The organism is Hymenobacter sedentarius (assembly GCF_001507645.1).
GTDB classification, from domain to species: domain Bacteria; phylum Bacteroidota; class Bacteroidia; order Cytophagales; family Hymenobacteraceae; genus Hymenobacter; species Hymenobacter sedentarius.
The window spans coordinates 305,541-326,111 of the sequence record NZ_CP013909.1 but is presented as its reverse complement, the minus strand read 5'-3'; the positions used below and the strand labels follow the sequence as shown (position 1 = coordinate 326,111).

Annotated in this window: 16 protein-coding genes; 11 read left to right on the top strand and 5 right to left on the bottom strand. The window is 62.6% G+C overall.

The annotated features are described in order from the left end of the window. Positions 1-130 precede the first annotated feature (130 nt). From AUC43_RS01430 to AUC43_RS01410, 5 genes are all read left to right on the top strand, one after another. Positions 131-772, top strand: coding sequence for an MBL fold metallo-hydrolase (locus AUC43_RS01430; RefSeq protein ID WP_068188889.1), 642 nt, complete (start codon positions 131-133; stop codon positions 770-772). Positions 773-956: 184 nt separating this feature from the next. Then, positions 957-1,652: a CDP-alcohol phosphatidyltransferase family protein gene (locus AUC43_RS01425; protein WP_068188887.1), complete on the top strand. Its 696-nt coding sequence runs from the start codon at positions 957-959 to the stop codon at positions 1,650-1,652. A 146-nt stretch (positions 1,653-1,798) separates the two neighbouring features. After that, entirely contained in the window at positions 1,799-5,854 is a 4,056-nt protein-coding gene (porU, locus tag AUC43_RS01420) for a type IX secretion system sortase PorU (protein WP_082684836.1), read from the top strand. A 49-nt stretch (positions 5,855-5,903) separates the two neighbouring features. Then, a complete protein-coding gene (gene porV, locus AUC43_RS01415) occupies positions 5,904-7,139 on the top strand; it encodes a type IX secretion system outer membrane channel protein PorV (RefSeq protein ID WP_068188882.1) in 1,236 nt (411 codons plus the stop codon). A 185-nt stretch (positions 7,140-7,324) separates the two neighbouring features. Next, entirely contained in the window at positions 7,325-8,638 is a 1,314-nt protein-coding gene (locus AUC43_RS01410) for a M16 family metallopeptidase (RefSeq protein ID WP_068188879.1), read from the top strand. Positions 8,639-8,848: 210 nt separating this feature from the next. Here AUC43_RS01410 and AUC43_RS01405 read toward each other — a convergent pair whose 3' ends face one another. Then, positions 8,849-10,222, bottom strand: a complete 1,374-nt coding sequence (locus AUC43_RS01405; protein ID WP_068188877.1) for an NAD(P)/FAD-dependent oxidoreductase — start codon at positions 10,220-10,222, stop codon at positions 8,849-8,851. Positions 10,223-10,329: 107 nt separating this feature from the next. Then, positions 10,330-11,016, bottom strand: coding sequence for a carboxypeptidase-like regulatory domain-containing protein (locus AUC43_RS01400; protein WP_071885792.1), 687 nt, complete (start codon positions 11,014-11,016; stop codon positions 10,330-10,332). A gap of 101 nt (positions 11,017-11,117) precedes the next feature. Here AUC43_RS01400 and AUC43_RS01395 point away from each other — a divergent pair, with 101 nt between their 5' ends. The 4 genes from AUC43_RS01395 (at position 11,118) to AUC43_RS01380 (ending at position 14,974) form a co-directional block, all read left to right on the top strand. Next, positions 11,118-11,507 (top strand): ArsR/SmtB family transcription factor, encoded by a 390-nt coding sequence (locus AUC43_RS01395; RefSeq protein WP_068188870.1) that lies wholly within the window; start codon positions 11,118-11,120, stop codon positions 11,505-11,507. Between the two features lie 145 nt (positions 11,508-11,652). Beyond that, positions 11,653-11,973, top strand: a complete 321-nt coding sequence (locus tag AUC43_RS01390) for a (2Fe-2S) ferredoxin domain-containing protein (RefSeq protein ID WP_068188866.1) — start codon at positions 11,653-11,655, stop codon at positions 11,971-11,973. A 124-nt stretch (positions 11,974-12,097) separates the two neighbouring features. Next, on the top strand, positions 12,098-13,321 hold the full coding sequence (locus AUC43_RS01385; RefSeq protein WP_068188863.1) for a BamA/TamA family outer membrane protein: 1,224 nt from the start codon (positions 12,098-12,100) through the stop codon (positions 13,319-13,321). A 348-nt stretch (positions 13,322-13,669) separates the two neighbouring features. Continuing rightward, complete coding sequence (locus AUC43_RS01380; RefSeq protein ID WP_068188861.1) at positions 13,670-14,974, top strand: glycosyltransferase family 2 protein; 1,305 nt, start codon at positions 13,670-13,672, stop codon at positions 14,972-14,974. Here the strand turns inward: AUC43_RS01380 and AUC43_RS01375 are convergent. From AUC43_RS01375 to AUC43_RS01365, 3 genes are read right to left on the bottom strand one after another with little or no spacing between them, the layout of a single operon-like run. After that, positions 14,922-15,518: a class I SAM-dependent DNA methyltransferase gene (locus tag AUC43_RS01375; RefSeq protein ID WP_068188857.1), complete on the bottom strand. Its 597-nt coding sequence runs from the start codon at positions 15,516-15,518 to the stop codon at positions 14,922-14,924. The two genes, AUC43_RS01380 and AUC43_RS01375, sit on opposite strands and share 53 nt — an antisense overlap. Further along, positions 15,515-16,270, bottom strand: a complete 756-nt coding sequence (locus AUC43_RS01370) for a PIG-L deacetylase family protein (RefSeq protein ID WP_082684835.1) — start codon at positions 16,268-16,270, stop codon at positions 15,515-15,517. Before AUC43_RS01370 ends, AUC43_RS01375 begins: the two co-directional genes overlap by 4 nt. A gap of 51 nt (positions 16,271-16,321) precedes the next feature. Beyond that, on the bottom strand, positions 16,322-17,521 hold the full coding sequence (locus tag AUC43_RS01365; protein WP_068188849.1) for an acyl-CoA dehydrogenase family protein: 1,200 nt from the start codon (positions 17,519-17,521) through the stop codon (positions 16,322-16,324). Positions 17,522-17,701: 180 nt separating this feature from the next. Here AUC43_RS01365 and purH point away from each other — a divergent pair, with 180 nt between their 5' ends. Then, a complete protein-coding gene (gene purH, locus AUC43_RS01360) occupies positions 17,702-19,237 on the top strand; it encodes a bifunctional phosphoribosylaminoimidazolecarboxamide formyltransferase/IMP cyclohydrolase (protein ID WP_068188848.1) in 1,536 nt (511 codons plus the stop codon). A gap of 291 nt (positions 19,238-19,528) precedes the next feature. Next, entirely contained in the window at positions 19,529-20,554 is a 1,026-nt protein-coding gene (locus tag AUC43_RS01355) for a rod shape-determining protein (RefSeq protein ID WP_046244199.1), read from the top strand. The last annotated feature ends 17 nt before the right edge of the window (positions 20,555-20,571 follow it).

Genomic DNA, 20,571 nt, shown 5'->3' with positions numbered 1-20,571 from the left:
GGCCAAGGTGCCCGAACTTCCTCATTCCTCATTCCTCATTCCTCATTCCTCATTCCTCATTCCTCATTCCTCATTCCTCATTAACCCCAGCGTCGTACCTTGCCGCATTGCTCAGAGACTCCAATTTCGCATGACCGTCGCCGGATTTACTTTCAACGCTTTTTCCGAAAATACTTACCTGCTGATAGACGAAGCCACGCGGCAGTGCGCCATCGTGGACCCCGGCTGCTACGCGCCCGCCGAGCAGCAGGCGCTCCGGGAGTATATCAAAAGCAATGACTTACAGGTAATACTGCTGCTGAATACCCACGCCCACATCGACCACGTTCTCGGCAACCAGTTTGTGCTGACCACCTGGCCGGGCACCCCTTTCTTGCTACACCGGCTCGACCTGGCCACGCTGCGCGCCGTTTCTACTTACGCGGACAACTACGGCTTTCCGCAGTACCAACCTGCCGAGCCCACCGGCGAGCTGGTGGCCGGCCAGCCCGTTCGCATCGGCGAAACGGAGCTAGAAGTGCGCTTTGCGCCGGGCCATGCGCCGGGCCACGTGGTGTTTTACCACGAGCCCACGGCCACCGTTATCGGCGGCGACGTGCTGTTTCAGCGCAGCATTGGCCGCACCGACTTGCCCGGCGGCAACCACGCCGAGCTGCTGCACAGCATCGAAACCGAGCTGATGACCCTGCCCGATGCCACCGTGGTGTACCCCGGGCACGGCCCGGCCACCACCATCGGGGAGGAGCGGCGCGAAAATCCCTTTTTGAATTAAACAAAACAGGAAAATTGGGCTAAACGCCCGCCCCTGTCCTGACGAGCTTGCCCACTCAGCAGCCGGCGCCAGCCCGGCATCTTTACGGCGCAACTTACCAGAGCCTCTCGCGGTAGAGAAGCCGGGTTAAGCTCAGCAGAACGACCGGCTGCTTCCTTTGCTCATTACCTCACCCTGCACCCCCTTGAAACGTCACCTCCCCAACGCCATTACCTGCCTCAACCTGTTGTGCGGCTGCCTGGCGCTCACCAGCATTTTTGCCGGCCGGCTAGAATTGGGCGCCTGGTTTGTGGCCGTCGCCGCCGCCGCCGATTTTGCCGATGGCCTTGTGGCCCGGGCGCTGCGCGTGTCATCGGCCATTGGTAAAGACCTTGATTCTTTGGCTGATATGGTGTCGTTTGGGGTGGTGCCGGGCGCTATTTTCTTCCAGCTGCTGGCCCGGGGCATCGGTGCGGACGGCCTGCCGGTGTGGGTACCGTATTTTGGCTTTGCCGTGAGCATCTTCTCGGCGCTGCGCCTGGCCAAGTTCAACAACGACACCCGGCAAACCACTTCCTTTATTGGGCTACCTACCCCGGCCTGCACGCTGGTGGTGGCGTCGCTGCCCCTTATCCTGGCGTACGACCAGTTCGGGCTAACGCCTATTATCCTGCATCCGGGGCTGTTGCTGGGTCTCACGGCCCTGCTCTCGGGCCTCTTGGTCGCTGAACTTCCGCTGTTTGCCCTGAAGTTTAAGAACTTGCGGTGGGCCGATAATCGCCGCCGTTTTCTATTTTTAATGCTGGCGGCCGCCTTGGTGCTAGTGCTGAAGGCCGCGGCCGTGCCGCTGGTGGTCTTGCTCTACGTCCTGCTCTCAGTGCCGAAGACGGCGGCCCGCTAGCTATTTGTTCCATGGCTACAATAAATAGATTGTTTGGTAGTTAAGCGGCAAATACCGGGTGAACCTGATGCTATTTGGTGCTGTTGCTAGCGCACGACCAGGCGGCCGCCGTGCAGGCGGGATGGTATTTAACATGTAATGCATCTATGCGTCTAATTTTTCTCTGCGTTGCGTTTGCGGGATTGATACTAGGCGCGGCCACCCCAATAGCGGCCCAACCGGGCGGGGAGGCCACGGCCCACGGCGTTATCAAATGGGGCGGCTACGCGGAGGTGCCCACGCTGAGCTCCCGCAAGCAGAAAGTGCCCACGTTCGATGAAGCGCACCCGGCCCTGGACGACCAAGTGGGCTGGTTTAGCCTGCGGCTGAACGGCGAGGTAGGTGCGGGCGAGCTGGTGAACCTAGTGTACGAGCCCTTCCCGGCGGCCGATGCCAAGCTGTTTGATGCCGCCCGACTGCCGGCCGGGCCAGAACCAACGCTCAGCTCCGGCACCGAAATGAAGCGGGTGGTATCGCACCTGAGCCTGCGTCCCGTGCGCCGCAACCCCCAAACCGGCCGGCCCGAGCGCCTGACGTCGTTCGACTACCGCTACTCGCCAGGCACCAGCCCAATCGCGGCCCGCGGCTCAACGGCCAACCGCCCGCACGCTTCGCATTCGGTGCTGGCCACCGGCGACTGGTACAAGATGGGCGTGGCCGAAAGCGGCATCTACAAGCTCGACAAGGAAGCGCTGCTGCGCATACTGGGCCGCAAAGACCTGCAAGGCATCAACCCCAACAACCTGCACGTGTACGGCAACTCCATGGGCATCCTGCCTCAGGCCAATGCTGTGCCCCGCCCCGATGACCTGGCCGAAAACAACGTGCTGCTGGTGGGCAACGGCGACAACGTGTTCGACGACAACGAGTACTTTCTGTTTTACTCGCCCGGCGCCCACACCTGGGAGGCCCAGGGCGGCGTATTCCGGCACCGCAACAACATTTACACCGACACGACTTACTACTTCGTGACGGTGAATAACACGGCCGGGCGCCGGGTGCCCACCGCCACGGCGCCCGCCGCCACCGCCACCACGCCTACCATCAACGCGTTCACCTACCGCGACTTTTACGAGCACGACCTGCTGAACCTGATGCACAAGGCCAGCTCCAGTGGTTCGGGCTCGGGCCGCAACTGGGTGGGCGAAGTCTTTGGCAATGGTGCCCAGAAGGAGTTCGTCTTCGGCAATATCCCCGACCTGGTGCCCAATTCGCCCATCCGCGTCACGTCGTCGCTGGTAGCCAATTCGGCCACGGCCAGCGCGTTTCAGCTCACGCTGAACGGCAGCGCGTTGGGCAGCCAGTCGTTGGATGCGCGGCCCAACTACGATTTTGGGGCCATTGCCACCGTCAGCACCGTTACCCGGCAGCTCACGCTGGCCAACCCAGGAGTTGAGCTAAAAGTTGGGCTAACCTACAACAGCAGCGACCCCGCGGCCAGCGCCTACCTCGACTACCTGGAAATCAACGCCCAGCGCCAGCTGCGGCTGAGCGGCAGCCAGCTTGAGTTTCGCTCGCTGTCGAACATCGCGCCGAAAGCGGTAAACCGCTTTGAGCTTGCCAATGCCACCGGAGCCACGGTGTGGGACGTGACCAACCCGCGCCAGGCCACCGCCCGCGCGCTCGCCCTGGCGGGCAGCACCGGCACTTTTCTGGCGCCGGCCGATACGCTGCGCGAGTACGTGGCCTTCCAGCCCAACGGCACCTTCGGCAAGCCCCGCGAATTTGGGAAGGTTGCAAACCAGGACCTGCACGCCCTCAACAGCAACGCGGCCGCTCTGGTCGACTTGGTCATTGTGACGTATCCGGCCTTCAAAAGCCAGGCGCAGCGGCTGGCTAACCACCGCACCAGCCACGACAACCTGCGCGTGGCCGTGGTGACAACCTCGGAAGTGTATAATGAGTATGGCTCGGGCGGCCAGGACATTACGGCCATCCGCGACATGATGAAGCAGCTCTATGATCGGGCGCCCCAGGGCAAACAGATGCAGCTGCTGCTGTTCGGCGATGCCTCGTTTGACTACAAGTCGGACCCCTACAACAACAAAAGTTTTGAGCCCGCGTGGTGGAAAGACCGGACGCCGTTTAAGAACGACGCGGACTTCGACGCCGTCAACCAAAACTACGTGCCCACTTACGAGTCGCGGGAGTCGTTGGCGCCTTTTTACGGCGGCGCTTTTGGCCAAGCCAGCTACTCTTCCGACGACTACTTTGCCTTGCTCGACGACGACGAAGGCGAATGGAGCGAGCAGAACCCAGGCAGCGAGCTGCTCGACATTGGCGTGGGCCGCCTGCCGATACGCACGCCCAAAGGCGACCGGACCAACGCCGAGCAAGCGAAGCAGGTGGTTGATAAGCTAATAAGCTACGATGCCCCGGCCGCGTATGGCAAGTGGCGCAACCGCATCACGCTGGTCTCGGACGACGGCAACGGGGACTTGTTTGTGGGGCAAGGCTCGGAGCTGATTGCCAAGGTCATCCAAACGGACTACCCGGTCTATAACGTGCACAAGGTGTACCTGGACCTCTACCCGCAACTGTCGGTATCGGCGGGCCAGCGCTCGCCCGAAGCCAGCCGCGCCATCGACCAGTCGGTGGAGCAAGGCTCCTTGATTGTGAACTACTTGGGCCACGGCGGGCCGAAGGGCTGGACCGATGAGCAGATTTTGACCAATGCCTCGGTGCTGGCCCTGCGCAACGCCAACAACCTGACGTTTTTCACCACCGGCACCTGCGATTTCAGCACTTACGACAACCCCGATTTTACCTCGGCCGGTGAGCAGTCGCTTACCGACAACCCCACCGGCGGCGCCATTGGCCTGTTTACCACCACCCGCGTGGTAGATGCCGGCCTCAACGCTGGCCTGAACCAGGCCTATTTCAACCGGGTGCTGCGGCCGCTGGCCAACGGCCAGATGCCCAGCATCGGCACGGTGGTGATGCTGAGCAAGAACGATTACCCCGGCGCCGGGCAGCCGGGCGTTATCAACAACCGCAACTACACGCTGCTGGCCGACCCCAGCATGACGCTGGCCTACCCCCGGCAAACGGTGGCCCTCGACAGCATCCGGACGCGGGTGGGCGCCGGCCCCTGGACCTCCACCGATACCCTGCAGGCGCTGGCCCGCGTGCGGCTGCACGGCCGCCTGCTCAACAACGGCGCCGTCAATTCGGCCTTCACCGGCGTGGCCCAGGTCACCATTTACGACAAGCCCAGCACCGTGAAGACGCTCGGCAACGAGGCCGGCGGCGACCCCAACTCGGCCGATGCGCCGCGGCCGGTGGTAATCCAGGAAAGTGTGATTTATGGCGGGCAGGCCAACGTGGTGAACGGCGAGTTTAACCTCACCTTCGTGGTGCCCAAGGACATTAACTACAACGTCGGGCTGGGCAAAGTCAGCCTCTACGCCTTCGACGGGACGCACCGCATCGACGCGCACGGCTACCAGCTCAAGCAAGTGGGCGGCGCGGCCCGCGATTTCCTGAAGGACACCATGCCCCCGGTCATTAAGCTGTTCATGGACAACGAGTCCTTTGTGTTTGGCGGCCTCACCGGGCAAAACACCACGCTGCTGGCCCAACTCAGCGACTCGAGCGGCATCAACACCACCGGCGCGGGCATTGGGCACGACATCACGGCCGTGCTCGACAACGACCCCACCAAGCTCATCGTGCTCAACGACAGCTACGTGGCCAAGGTGGGCGACTTCCGCTCCGGGCAGGTCAACAACCTGTTTAAGGACCTGCCCACCGGCCCGCACACGCTGCGCCTGAAAGCCTGGGACACGTACAACAACTCGGCAGAAAAAGAAATCGAGTTTATTGTGGCGCACAACGAAAAGCTGGCGCTCGACCACGTGCTGAACTACCCCAATCCGTTTGCCAGCTCAACTACGTTCTTCTTCGACCACAACCAGGCCGGCAGCGAACCCACCAACTTAGACGTACAAGTCCAGATTTTCACCGTATCCGGCCATTTGGTGCGCACGCTCACGGCGGTAGTGCCCAGCACCGATGCCCACCAGCGAAGTATTTCCTGGAATGGCCGCGATGAATACAATGACCAGCTGGCTCGTGGCGTTTACGTGTACCGCCTCAGCGTGCGGTCACAGCTCAACGGTAGTTCGGTCTCGAAATACGAAAAACTCGTCATCCTAAATTAATCTGCTTTTATTTGCTCTCAGGCCGCGTGTGGTCTTCTTTCCCTCATCTATGCACCCTTCCTTTTCCCGTTCGCGCGTGGCCCTGTTTGCCGGCTTGCTGGCCATTGCAGCCACTGGCCAGACCAAGGCCCAACTCAGCCCCCACGCCATTACCACGGCCGTGCCGATTCTGACGCTCAGCCCCGATGCACGGGCCTCGGCGCTGGGCGAGGCCGGCGTGGCCACTTCCCCGGATGCCAACTCAGCTTATTTCAACGCGGGAAAGTTGGGCTTTGTGCCGTATAAATACTCGGCGGCGGCCTCCTATTCGCCGTGGCTGCGCAACATCACCGACGACATGAGCCTGTCGTACCTGTCGGCCTATGGCAAAGTAGGGCAGCGTTCGGCGTTTGGCGGGTCGCTGATGTACTTCGATTTGGGCACCATCGACTACCGCAACGGCCAGAATATTCCGCAGGGCTCTTTCAGCCCCAAGGAGTATGCCCTCACGGTTTCGTACGGCATTCAGCTCACCGATAACTTCGGGGTCGGCGCCTCGGCCCGCTACATCCGCTCCAACCTGGTGGGCACCGTGAACGGCAACGATGCCAAGCCCGGCAACGCGGCGGCCGTCGACCTGGGCGCTTATTACTCCAAGGACGCCACCATCGGCTCCGGGCTGTACAACCTGGCGTTTGGGGCCTCCGTTACCAACATTGGCAACAAGATTACCTACAACGACGCCGAGAACCCCAGCTTCCTGCCCACTACCCTGAAGTTGGGCACGGCCTTGACGCGGGAAATTGACCAGTACAACAAAATCACCCTGGTGTTCGATGCCAGCAAGCTGCTGGTGCCCTCGCCCTACTACGACGTGAACGGCGTGCTGCTGGAAAACGACCCGGAAATAGTGGCAAAGAACAAGGAGATTGCCAACAAGTCCATCGTGAGTGGCATGCTGGGCTCGTTCAGCGATGCCCCCGGCGGGTTTAAGGAAGAGCTGCGCGAAATCAACCTCTCGACCGGCCTCGAGTACAACTACAACGACCTGCTGTATGCCCGGGGCGGGTATTTCTACGAAGCCCCTGACAAAGGCGACCGCCAGTACGTGAGCATGGGCCTCGGCGTGCGCTACCAGGTGTTTGGCATCGACGGCACGTACCTGGTGCCCACCGGCGGCAACTCCCAAAACAACCCCCTGGCCCAAACCATCCGGGTGTCGCTGCACTTCAACCTGAACAAGCTTTCCCAGGCCTTCGACGAAAACGGCGCCGGTGGCACTAGCGGCGAAGCCCCCTCGAACTAAGTCGCCTACTTTCGGTTGACGAGCTGATAGCAGAGCGTCATGCCGGGCCCAGCCCAAGCCCCTCTGCCACAGTACTAATTCATTCGGTTGGGTTAGCTGGGCAGGAGAGAGGCTTGGGCTGGGCCCGGCATGACGTTCTTTTTGCTGTTATTTATCCCGTCCTTTCAATCCATATTTCCTTCCTGATGCTCGACCGTACCGTCGCTCCTCCCGTTCAGCCACTGGCCCGCGTAACGCTGCCAGCGGCCGACGTATTTTCATTGCCCAGCGGCGCCCGTTTGCACGTGATGGCCAACGATGCCCAGCCGGTGGTGCGCCTGCAGGCCGTGTTCCGGGCCGGCAAAATGGCCGAGCCACGCTTCGGCCTGGCCTCTCTCACCGCGCGCATGCTGCTGGAAGGCACCACCACCCGCACCGCCCGCCAGATTGCTGACGAAGTGGCCTTCTACGGCGCCTCTCTGGAGTGCGACGCCGGCTTCGACCGCTCCACCCTCACGCTCTACTGCCTCACGCGCCACCTGCCGGTGCTGCTGCCTTTGGTGACGGACGTGCTCACCAACCCCGCCTTCCCGGCCGCTGAGCTGGAGCAGCTGAAAACCCGCACCATCCAAAACGTGCGCGTAGAACGCCAGAAGACCAGCTTCCTGGCTTCGGAGCGTTTCAATGAGCTGCTGTTTGGGGCCGACACCCCATACGGCCGGCCCTTCGACAGCGAGGCCTACCAGGCCCTGACCGTGGAAGAAGCCCAGGCTTTCCATCGCGCGGCCTATTCCTTTGGCAACGTCGAGGTGTTTTTGTGCGGCGATGTGGCCGCCGAACGCGAATTGGTAGCCGCCGCCTTCAGCGTGCCCGCCACGGCGGTGCATTCGGCCGCCGACCTGCCTATTTTTACCAATGGCGCCGCCCATGATTTTACGGGCCGCTCCGCTACCGACCGGGTGGCCGTGGCCGGCAGCCTGCAGGCCTCGGTGCGCATGGGCCGTGCTTGGCTCGCGCCCACGCACCCCGAGACCCACCACCTGAAGTTGCTGGTGAACGTATTGGGCGGCTATTTTGGCTCGCGCCTGATGCGCAACATCCGCGAAGACAAAGGCTTGACCTACGGCATTTACGCCAGCGTGGGCCCGCGCGAGCACGGCACCTCGCTCGTCATCGCCACCGATGTGAAGGGCGAAAGTGCCGACGTGGCCGTGAGTGAAATTGAGCTGGAACTGCGCCGCCTGCAGGAAGAAGCCATTCCCGCCGAAGAGCTGTCGACGGTGAAGAATTACATCCTGGGGAAATTCGCCAACGAGTTGTCCACGGTATTCGAGCAGTGCGATAAATACAAAACGCAGGTCTTCCTGGGCTTGCCCGCCGATTACTACACCGAATTCGTGCGCCAAACCGAAGCCGCCGACGCCGAGACGCTGCAGAAGCTGGCCCAGCAATACCTCAAGCCGGAGGATATGCAGATTGTCATTGCCGGCCCGGTGGAGGTGGTGGAGGAGCAGGAGTAGACCTGCGGCTGGGGAAGCCCGCGCCGGTAGAACCTCACCCCCGACCCCTCTCCAAAAGAGAGGGGAGCCACGGTACAAGGGGCAGCTCATTTCCTAACAAAAAGACCCGGCTCAATATTGGGCCGGGTCTTTTTGTTGAATGGTTAACGACAGGCACTCCTCTCTTTTGGAGAGGGGGCGGGGGTGAGGTTCCCAACAGCCAGCTCAACCCTACACCGGAGTCTGAATGGCTGGCGGCGTGGGATTGTATTCCGGCGTCGCGGTGCGGTGTTCGGCGCTTTTCTTGCCTTTGTCGTCTTTCACATCGCGGCGGCTAAAGGGGCGGATGATGAGCCGCAGGGCCTGGTCAGAATTGAAGTAGCTGAAGGCCCAGTCCACGAGCGCCACCACGCGGTTGCGGAAGCCCACCAGCGTCATCAGGTGCACGAAGAGCCAGGTGAGCCAGCCGAAAAAGCCGTTGAAGTGGACGTTCTTGGGCAGGTCCACCACGGCTTTGTTGCGGCTCACAATGGCCATAGAGCCTTTGTTGGTGTACACAAAATCCTTGGGGGCTTCGCCGCGCAGCAGGCGCTCGATGTTCTTGGCCAGCTGGTCGGCTTGCTGTTGGGCCACGGGCGCAAGCATGGGCATGCCGCGGGGCATGTCCTCGGTCACCATGTTAGCCACGTCGCCGATGGCGAAGACGTTGGAAAGGCCTACCACTTGGTTCCAGCGGTTCACTGTCACGCGCTTGTTGCGGGTAATAGCCTCGGCGGGCAGGCCGGGCACTTCGGCGCCGTTCACGCCGGCGGCCCACACCAGGTTTTCGGTCGGAATAAACTCGGTATCTGAGAAATAAGCCCGGCAGTTTTCAAATTTCTTGATGCTGGTGTTGAGCAGCACCTTCACGCCCAGCTCGTCGAGGTAGCGTTTGGCATCGGCCTGCGAGGCCGGCGACATGGGCCCCAGCAGCACGGGCGCGGCTTCAACCAGAAAAATCTGCATGGTGCGCAAGTCCAGCTCCGGGTAGTCCTTGGGCAGCACGTGCTTGCGCATCTCGGCCAGCGAGCCGCTGATTTCGACGCCGGTAGGGCCGCCGCCCACCACCACAATGTTGAGCAGTGCCTGCCGCTCCTCGGGATTCTCGGTGAGCAGGGCTTTCTCGAAGTTCTGGAAGATGAAGCTCCGCAGGTTCAGGGCGTTGGGGATGCTCTTAATCTGCATCGCATTGCGCTCAATGCTTTCCAGGCCGAAGAAATTGGTGAGCGAGCCGGTGGCCAGCACCAGGTAGTTGTAGCGAATGTCGCCGACGCTGGTCACCACCGTATTGGTGCTGGGCTCCACCCGGTGCACGTCGGCCATGCGGTAGAAGAAGTTCTTCTGGCCCGCAAAAATCTTGCGGATGGGGTAGGCAATGCTATCGGCCTCGAGGGCGCCGGTGGCCACCTGGTAGAGCAGGGGCTGGAAGTTGTGGTAGTTATTGCGGTCGACCACCACCACCTGCACGGGAGCGTGGCGCAAGGCCTTGGCCAGGCGCAGGCCTCCAAATCCGCAGCCGATGATGACAACGCGTGGATTAGCCGAGGCGGGAAGATTGGTATCCATGGAATAAAGCAAAAGTTAGCCCTTGCTTTACCCGTAAACTCCTCAAGAGGTTATGCCCAGCCCGTTGAGCGGGCCCCGCTGGCGGAAAATTGAGCTAAGCCGCCGGCTTAGTCGTCGGTGTCCTTCTTCTTGAATTCGCCCTTTTTCACCTGCTGAATCAGCTGGAGCCAGCTGAAAGGGTTGAGCAAGGGGTTGTTGGAGTACTGGTTGGGGGCCATGCCCTGGCGCGCGTCGTGGTTGTACTGCTGCCGGTCCATGGTTTGGCGGAAGTTGGCCACGGCGCCCATGGGCTGCGTGTTGAAGATGCGGCGCATGAGCTGCTCGTTCAGGTTGGCGGCGGCGGCACTGCCGCGCTCGGTGGGCAGGCGCAGGGCCAGAAAGGCCTTTTTGAAGTCGCGCTCGGTGGTGTAGGGAAACACGCGCACTTCGCCGAGCATGGTGGCGTCTTCCCGCAGCTGAATGATGACGGAGTAGCTCTGGCGCTGGAAATCGGCCGGGATGACAATGGTCTGGTTGGCGTAGCCCAGCGAGCGAATCACCACGCTGTCGCCGGCCAGCACGGCCATGGAGAAGTAGCCGTAGGCGTTGGAGGCCGTGCCGCGGCCGGCCTTGGGCACGTAGATGGTGGCGCCGGGGATGCCGAGCAGGCTGTCGCCGCTGGCTACAATGCCCGTGAACTGGATAATGCGGCGGTTGCCCTGCGCATGTGCCGAGGGCGCCGCCAAGAGCAGCACGCCCAGCAGGGCCACAGCAAAAAAGAAAGAGAAGCCACGAAGGCGCAATAAATCAGGCATGTTCAGGGGTAGGTAGGACAAATATACGGCGGCCGGGTTCGGGGCCGACCGTAACTTTGGGCGATAAGAACGAAGGGCGCACGTCCCTTCCCAGACAGCAGATGCGCTTGAAACATTTCACGGTTGCTTTTGGGCAGCAACTTTTTAAATCGTTGGGCGACGAAAGCCGGGTTCGCATCCTGCACTTGCTCTGGCGCAACCGCGAAATGGTGGTGGCCGACCTGGAGCAAGTGCTGGATTTCACCCAGACCAAAACCAGTAGGCAATTATCGTACTTAAAGAATGCAGGTTTGGTGAACGTGCGCCGCCTCGACAACTGGATGTACTATTTCCTGAAGGAAGAGGCGGCCGAATTGCTCCAGGAGTTGCTTGGCTTCATGGAAAAAGACCCCCAGCTGCTCCACGACCAGCAAGTGTACCAAACACTCTGGTCGAACCGCGAGCTGGCTGCGTATAAGCTCCAGAACCGGCACTGGCACGGGGCGAAGTAGTCTGCTACGGTTTTTATTAAGAACGTCATGCTGAGCGCAGTCGAAGCATCTCGCGTGCAGCATTAAGCCCGATGATTGCAACGAAGCGGGCGAGATGCTTCGACTGCGCTCAGCATGACGGTTCTTTCCTCTTATAATTACCTCAATGAGCACCGACCGCCGCCTTTTCGTTTGCACCAACCAAAAATCTGGCGTGGGGGACGACGTGGCCAAAGCGCTGAAAAAAGAGCTGAAGCACCAGGGCCTGAAAAAGCAGGAAGTGAAAGGCCAGAAGGTGCGGACCCAGGTGCAAACCTGTGACTGCCTAGACCTGTGCCGCAGCTGCAAGAAAGGCCCCGGCGCCGCCCTGATTGTGTATCCCGAGGGTACCGTGTACGGCAACGTGCGGCCCACCGACGCCGCCGAGCTGGTGGCCGAACACATCGGCCGCGGCCGGGTGGTAAAGCGGCTGCACCTCGACCAGTAAACAGGGGAGGGGCCGAAAACCTGATAATTAACTGCTTACTTGGCGGCTGAAATCCTCCTGCCGTCAAACCGTAGGCAAGGGGAATCCGTTGTTAGCTCAACCCAAAGATTTTACCCCTTTATTCATGCGCTTCCCTTACGCAGCCCTGGTCTTGGCCGGGCTGGCCTTTGCCGCCACCGCCCAGCCCGTTGCGCCTCCCGACTCCGTCATTACGGCCACGCCGGCCGCCACCGACCCGCCGGCAAAACTGGTGCGTGGGGTCAAGGACGTCGACCGAACCAAGCGCCTCACGATTCTGCCCATTCCGGTACTGTTCTACCAGGCCGAAACCGGCTTGGGCTATGGCCTGGGCGGCTTGCTCAGCGGCCGCTTTTCGAGCGATACCCTCACGCGCCCTTCCAACATCCGGGCGCAGTACTGGACCACGCAAAACAAGCAGTCGCTTATCCAGCTGGTGCACACGGTGTATACACCGGGCGAGAAGTTTTACCTCAGCGGCGAAATCAGCGCCTACGACATTTTGCTGTACTACTACGGCATCGGGCCCAAAAGCCTCAGCGACGACGAGTCGGAAACGGGCTATAAGCTGTTCATCATCAACCAGCGGGTACAGAAGCAGGTGGCACCCAAGGTGTTTTTTGGGGCGCAGTACCGCCTCACCGACGTTCGCAACCTTGAGATTCCGGCCGGCACGGTAGACGCCAAGGGCACCAACGTCAACGTATTTTTGCGCGACCCGCGGCTCACGGCCCGCGAGCGGGAAAATACCCGCGTCTCGGGCCTGGGTCCGGTTATTACCTACGATACCCGCGACGTGCCCTTGGCGGCCTTTCGCGGCAACCTGCTCGATGCCAGCGTCATGTTCAACGGCACGGGCCTGGGCTCCGACTACCGCTTTGTGCGCTACCAGCTCGACGCCCGCCATTTCCAGCCAGTATTTTCCGAGCGCACCATTCTAGCCCTGCAGTTCCTGGGGCAGTTCCATACCGGCGAGGTGCCCTTCCGGGAACTGGCCGGCCTGGGCGCCAACCTGGGCGGCAGCTTGTACAATAACGCTAACCTGCTGCGCGGCATCTACGAGCAGCGGTTCCGCGACCGGCAGATGATAACCTTCCAGGCCGAGCTGCGCCAGAAGCTGTTCTGGCGCCTCGACGGGGCCGTATTCGGGGGCGTTGGCAACGTGAGCAACTACATCGATAAGTTCGCGCTCAACCAAACCAAGTTTGCGGGCGGGGCCGGCATCCGCTTCAACTTCATCCGGCGCGACCGGCTCAACCTCCGCCTCGACTACGCTGGCGGCACCGGCAGCAAGCCGGGCATTCTCTTCGCCATCGGCGAAGCGTTTTAGGCCGCTCCTGAGCGATTGATTTAGCCCAACGAATCCCCTCCTGCTCCCAGGAGGGGATTTTTTGTGACCACGCCCGGTGCGCAGCTTCCCGGCTGCCATGGGCAAGGGCAGAAGGTGGCCCATAGGAGCAGATTTTAGCTCAATCCACGCGGCTGCACCTGGGCGAAGTTGCATTATGGCGGGGGCGCCGCGATTTGGCGGGGATATATTTTGGGGCGGAGAAAGATTTTAAAACAGCCTGTCCGTCAGAACAAAAACAATTATTCACTGTTCCGAATACATAAAATAAACCGGTTTAAGTATAAGCTAAGCATTATCCTTTGATAATTGCTGGCGTAGATAGGCCTGATGGAACACGCTGCGCCTGCCCGCTTCCTTGGCTCCCACGAAGCCACGGCCCCTGGCCCGCAGGTTCAGGTCAATTTCCGGCCTGCCGTGCCGCGTCGGGGGCGCCATGCCGAGCTGCTACACCGGCAGCTGCCGCCCCCTCATGCCGGCTTGCAGGTATGCGTCATCATCCCGGCCAAAAACGAAGCGGATTCCCTGCCGGCGACGCTGGCTGCCCTGGCCGCCCAAACCGATTGGCACGGGCAGCCCTTGCCCCCGGGCAGCTACGAGGTGATTGTGCTGGCCAACAACTGCACCGATGCCACGGCTGCCGTAGTGCGGCGGCAGGCAAAGCGGTACCCCCACCTGCCCGTGCACGCGGCCAGCCTGTATTTGCCCAGGCCCGATGCCCACGTGGGCCGGGCCCGCTGCCTGCTCATGGACGTGGCCTGCGCCCGCCTGGAGCAAATGGGCAGCGCGACTGGCATCATCGCCAGCACCGACGCCGATACCCGCGTGGCCCCGACCTGGGTGGCCGCCATTCAGGCCGAAATTGCGGCTGGGGCCGATGCCGTGGGCGGCCGCATCCTCACCGAGATAAACGCGCCGGCGCTATTGCCGCTGCGCCGCATCAAGGACCGCGACACGGCCTACCGCCTGATGTGCGCCCGCCTGGAAGACCTCATCGACCCCAATCCGGCCGACCCCTGGCCCCGCCACCACCAGCACTTTGGCGCCAGCCTGGCCCTCACCGCCCGGGCCTACTGCCAGGTGGGCGGCCTGCCCGCCGTCCGGTTTTTGGAAGACGAGGCCCTCTGCCAGGCCCTGCTGCGGCACGATTTGGCCGTGCGCCACAGCCCGCGGGTGCAGGTGCTCACCTCTGGCCGCCAGCAGGGAAGGGTTGAAGTGGGGCTGTCGTGGCAGCTGCGCGAATGGCTCCGCATGAGCCAGCGGCAGTGCGAGCCGCAGGTAGACAACCCCGTGCAACTGGCGGCGTTGTGGCAAGCCCGGCGCCACCTGCGCCACCGGTGGGCCGGCGGCTCCACGCGCCGGCTCGATGTCCTGGCTATCTGCCTGGGGCTGCCGGCGGCCACGCTAGCGGCGCATATGCAAGCCGCCGCCACGTTTGGGGAGCTCTGGGAGGCAGTGCTGCCCACCGCCCGGGCGGCTGCGGTATCGGCCATCCCGTTGTCGCAGGCCTTGCGCATGCTACCGCAGCTTATCAGGCACTACCAGCCGCGGGGCGAAGCGCGGGGGGCGGCTTATGCTGAGGCTAGCGCTTTTCCAGCAGGTCTAGCCGATAGTTCTCGTGCCGTTGCCCGGTGAGGTGGCGCAGTGGTCCGTCTGCAGTGGCTTTTTGCAGGAAAAACTCGTGCACGTCGTCGCCGGTCAGTGGGTAGTCGTGCACGGCGGGCGTCCAGTGCACGAGCAGCAGCTGGCCCGCGGGGCGCAGTCCGGCCACCACCTTATCGGCCGCCCGGGCCAAATCGGCCGGCGACCAGAAGTAGCCAACTTCGGACACCAGTATCAGGTCGAACTGCTGGCCGGGAAACTGGTCGGGTACCTGCATGAGCTCGAGGTCCACGTGGGGCAGGCCGGCACAGCGCTGCCGCGCCTGGGCCAGGGCGGCCTCGTTGACATCCACGGCCAGCAGGTGGCCCGTGCGCGCGGCCAGCTGCGCCGTGAGCACTCCCAGCGAGCAGCCAATTTCCAGCGCCTCGGCGTAGTTGGGATGGGGCAGGGCCGCAAGCGTGGCGGCGTACTTGTCCCGCTCATACGGGCTGGACTCGTAGTTCCACGGGTCACGGTTGGCTCGGTACACGTGGTCAAAATACTCTGGCGGCAGCGAGTTGGGCTGGTTTTGATTCATGATTCTAGGGCCTCAAAATAAACTTCGTAGGGCGCGGCAAAGTGAGCCAGCATTTCGGGAGATAGCAGAAAGCCGGAGGGGTCGTCGGTAAAAATACCGGGCGCCACCTGCGAGCGGTGGGCGGCAATGGCCCGCTGCTTCTGCGGCACCACCGGCCCAATATCCAGCCGAAACCCGCGCACGCCGTCTTCGGGCGTGGGCAGGTCGTCGGGCGCGGCGCGTTCCCAGGCCCACACGATATATTCCAGGCAGCTGGGCGGCTCCGGCTGGGCCGCCAGGGCAGCTTGCACCAGCTGGCTGGTGGCGCGGTGGTCGGGGTGGGGGTCGCGCCGCCAGGGCACCAGCACGGTAGCAGCCCGGTGGCGTGTTAGAAAATCACGGAGTTGAGCTACCGCTTCGGCAAAGCCCGGCTCAGCGTCCGAACCGGGCACTAGGCTATCGGGCAGGCCCAGCAGAAGCGGCTCAGTCATGATGCCCAGGCTGCCGAGGGCTTGCCGAAATTCCGCTTCGCGCACCGCGCGGCGAGCCGGAGCCAAAAACCGCTCCGAAGCCGGATGCGACATGGTGCCATCGCTGACCAGCACGGCCGCTACCGGTTGCTGGGCTTGACGCAGCAACGCCAGGAGCCCGCCGCAGCCCAGGGCTTCGTCGTCGGGGTGCGGCGCAACGACCACGGTGGAGCCCAGTTCAGCCGCGAAGCTGCCGGGCCGCACCGGATACGAAGAGAAAGGCAGCAAGGGAGAAGGAGCCATGAAGGGAAGTTGCCAGTTCATTCTACCCCAGATGGCCCCGGGTGGTTGCTGTTAGGCTTCCAGCACAAACCGGCCCACATCAGCCAACGAGCCATCGGGGGCAGGCTGGCGCAGGTAGTGGGTGAGGTCGCGGTGCAGCCGCTCGAAAGGCAGGGGCTCCAGCAGGCCCCGGGCTCCCACACTGCGCTCAGCCAGCTGCAGCATGTCGAGGCAAATGGCTTCAATGGCGGTGCGCGTCATGTTGGCGTAGGCCACCGTGGCGTCGGCGGCTTCGGGCGTGGCGGCGCCTGGGCGGGCAGCGTGCTCGGCCGCGGCGCGCAGCCACTGCCGGCCGCTTTCCAGCCCAATGGCCATTTGGCCCAGGCGCTGGCGCTGATAGGGGTCGTTGGTGCGGCCCAGGCCGCGCAGGAAGGCGCGGGTTTCCTCAAACACTGCCTCGGCCCCGCCCAGCTGCACGGCCGCAAACCGAATGGCCCCGCCGCTGAAGGCCGGCTGCCGGTAATACGCGTTGGGCTCGCCAATGAGGTCGTCGGGTCCCAGCTCCAGCCCGGTCAAATCGGCGCGGAAGCTGGCGGTGGCGCGCATGCCCAGCGGCCGCCAGAAGGAGCGGTCCAGCACCGGTGGCTGGGTGTCGGCCGGAAGCACAAACAGCTGCCAGCCCTGCCCCTGGGGCAAGGCCCCGCTGATGAGCGGACGCGCCAGGTGGCCGGCGCCGGAGGCGAAGGTTTTGGCGCCGTGCAGGCGGTAGCGGCCATTGGCCAGAGGCTCCAGGCGCACGCCCTCGGCCGGGTCCTCGGTATTCCAGACGCCGAATAGCCGGCCCGCGCGGGCATCGGCGGCGTAGCGGCTCACCTGCGCGGCACTGCCCAGCTGCTGAATGAGCTGCAGCGCGTTTACGTGCCCTTCGTAGAGGCGGCCCACCGCCAGGTTGCCCCGCCCGATGTGCTGTAGTACCTGCAGCAGCGGCCCCGTGGCAGCCGGCTGGTGCAGGCCCGCACCGCCCAGCGCGGGCGGCAGCGCCGCGGTGAGCAGCCCAGCCGCTTGCAGCCAGTCAAATTCCTGGGTAGGAAACGCGCCCACCACATCCGTTTTGGCGGCTTGGGCAAACAGGCGAGGGGCCAGTTGGGCTGCTGCGACTTCTGCCTGCGCCGGGCTAGCCCGGCGCGGCGCCGCGGTGCGGGTCGCCCGCTCGGGCGCGGCCGGCCTCAGCGCCGGGGCGACACCAGAATAAAGTGAAAGCGGGGCAGGCATCTGCGTGGGAAGCAAAAGGGAAAAACCTAAGCTATAATTTGAAAGGCGACTTAATGTTTGGGTTATGATGAAACAAGCGGCGGGCCGGGGTAATAAATCGGTAATGCCCGGGCTAGGTGCCTGCCGGGCGGACGGTGTACCTTTGCGGCGGCAATTCCGCCCTGCTTATTCGCCCGATTTATGTCATCCCGTCCCATTCGCGCCGCGCTGCTTTCCGTGTACCACAAAGACCGGCTGGCGCCCTTGGTGCAAGTGCTGCGGCAGCACGGCGTGACGCTGTACTCCACTGGCGGCACCCAGAAATTCCTGGAAGACGAGGGCGCGGATGTAACGGCCGTAGAAGACCTGACCGGCTTCCCCGAGGTGTTTGGCGGCCGCGTCAAAACGCTGCACCCGAAGGTGTTCGGCGGCATTCTGCACCGTCGCCACGAGGCCGGCGACCTAGCCCAGGCTGAGCAGCACGGCATTCCACCCATCGACCTGGTAGTAGTGGATTTGTACCCGTTCGAAGAAACCGTGGCCAGCGGCGCCGACGAAGCCGACGTCATCGAGAAAATTGACATCGGCGGCATCTCTCTGCTGCGTGCCGCCGCCAAAAACTACCGCGACGTGCTGGTGGTGAGCAGCCGCGACCAATACGCGGCCGTAACCGAGCTGCTCACGGCCAAAAACGGCGCCACCGACCTCGAAGACCGCCGCCAGTACGCCGCCGCCGCCTTCGCCACCACCTCGCACTACGATACCGAGATTTTCGGCTACCTGAGCCAGAATACGGCCGTGGCCGGCACCGTGTTGCGCATCAGCGCCCAGCCCGCCACGCCCCTGCGCTACGGCGAAAACCCTCACCAAGCCGGCACGTTCTACGGCGACCTCTCGGCCCTGTTTGACCAGCTCCACGGCAAACAGCTCAGCTACAACAACCTGGTGGATGTAGACGCCGCCGTGGCCCTGATGGCCGAGTTTGCCGACGGCCAGCCCGCCTGCGCCATCCTCAAGCACACCAACGCATGCGGCGTGGCCCAAGCCGCCACGCTGCACGACGCCTACCTGCACGCCCTGAGCTGCGACCCGGTGTCGGCCTTCGGCGGGGTCATCATTGTCAATAAGGAAGTGGACGCGGCCACGGCCGCCGAACTCAACCAGCTGTTCTTCGAGGTGCTGATTGCCCCAAGCTTCGCGGCCGATGCCCTACCCGTGCTGCAAAGCAAGAAAAACCGGATTCTGCTGCGGCAAAAGCCCGTGCAGTTCCCCGCCAAACAGGTTAAGACCCTGCTCAACGGCTTCATCGAGCAGGATGCCGACCGCCAGACCGAAACCGCGGCCGACTTCCGCGTCGTTACGCAGTCGGCGCCTACCGAAGAGGAGACGGCGGCGCTGGAGTTTGCCGGTAAAATCTGCAAGCACACCAAGAGCAATACCATCGTGCTGGCGCGGGCGGGCCAGCTGCTGGCGTCCGGCGTGGGCCAAACCTCCCGCGTCGACGCCCTGCGCCAGGCCATTGAGAAGGCCCTCAGCTTTGGGTTCGACCTGCACGGTGCCGTGATGGCGTCGGATGCGTTCTTCCCGTTTCCCGACTGCGTGGAAATTGCCGGGGCGGCCGGCATTCGCGCCGTGGTGCAGCCCGGCGGCTCCATCAAAGACGCCGACAGCATCCGCGCCTGCGACGAATTGGGCATGGCCATGGTGCTCACCGGCGTGCGCCACTTCAAGCACTAGCCCAATTTTGAGGGGCGGGAGGGGACAGCATTTCCCCTTTTTAGCTCCACTTATTAGAAATAAAAAAGCCCCGCCAGCTACCAAGCCGGCGGGGCTTTTTTGTGCGGCGTGCTCCAGCGCGTTCTTGGGGCCTAAAGCACGGAAGGCACCGTGGCTGGGACGATAATAGTTGGGCTTGGGCCGCTCAAACCGCCCGGAAGTTATGCTGAACCTCAGCCAAAACCTTCCGTACCTTTGCCCATTATTTTGCCCAGGCTCCTGCCGGGGCTTCGCCTTATTGCAGCTAACTCAATGGGTTTCTTTAATTTCCTTACCAGCGATATAGCCATAGACCTGGGTACCGCTAATACGCTTATCATTCACAACGATAAAATCGTGGTGGATGAGCCGAGCATCATTGCAAAAGACCGAACCACGAATAAAGTCATCGCGGTGGGCCGCCAGGCGCAGCAGATGCACGAAAAAACCCATGACAACATCCGGACCATCCGGCCGCTGAAAGACGGGGTTATTGCCGATTTCCACGCCGCTGAGGAAATGATTAAGGGCATGATTAAGATGATTGACACGCGGACCCGGCTGTTTCAGCCCTCGCACCGCATGGTCATCTGCATCCCGTCGGGCATTACCGAAGTAGAAAAGCGCGCCGTGCGTGACTCGGCCGAGCACGCTGGTGCCAAGGAAGTGTGGATGATTCAGGAGCCCATGGCCGCCGCCATCGGCATCGGCATCGACGTGGAGCAGCCCGTGGGCTCGATGATTATCGACATCGGAGGTGGCACCACCGAAATTGCGGTGATTGCCTTGTCGGGCATTGTGTGCGACCAATCCATCAAAACGGCCGGCGACGTCTTCAACCAGGACATTCTCGACTACATGCGCCGGCAGCACAACCTGCTCATCGGCGAGCGCTCGGCCGAGCGCATCAAAATTGAAGTGGGCGCCGCCCTTACCGAACTCGACGTGCCGCCGCCCGACCATGAAGTGCGCGGCCGCGACTTGATGACCGGCATTCCGAAAGTAATTAAAGTGACCTTCTCGGAAATTGCCATTGCCCTCGATAAATCGGTGGCAAAAATTGAAGAAGCCGTATTGAAAGCCCTGGAAATATCGCCGCCCGAGTTGTCGGCCGATATTTACGAGAACGGCATTCACCTCACCGGCGGCGGCGCCCTGTTGCGCGGCCTCGACAAGCGCCTGGCGGCCAAAACCAAGCTGCCCATTCACATTGCCGAAGACCCGCTGCGCGCCGTGGTGCGCGGCACCGGCAAGGCCATCAAAGACATTCAGGCCTTTAAAGGCGTGCTGCTGACGTAATTTTGGGCTAAAGCACC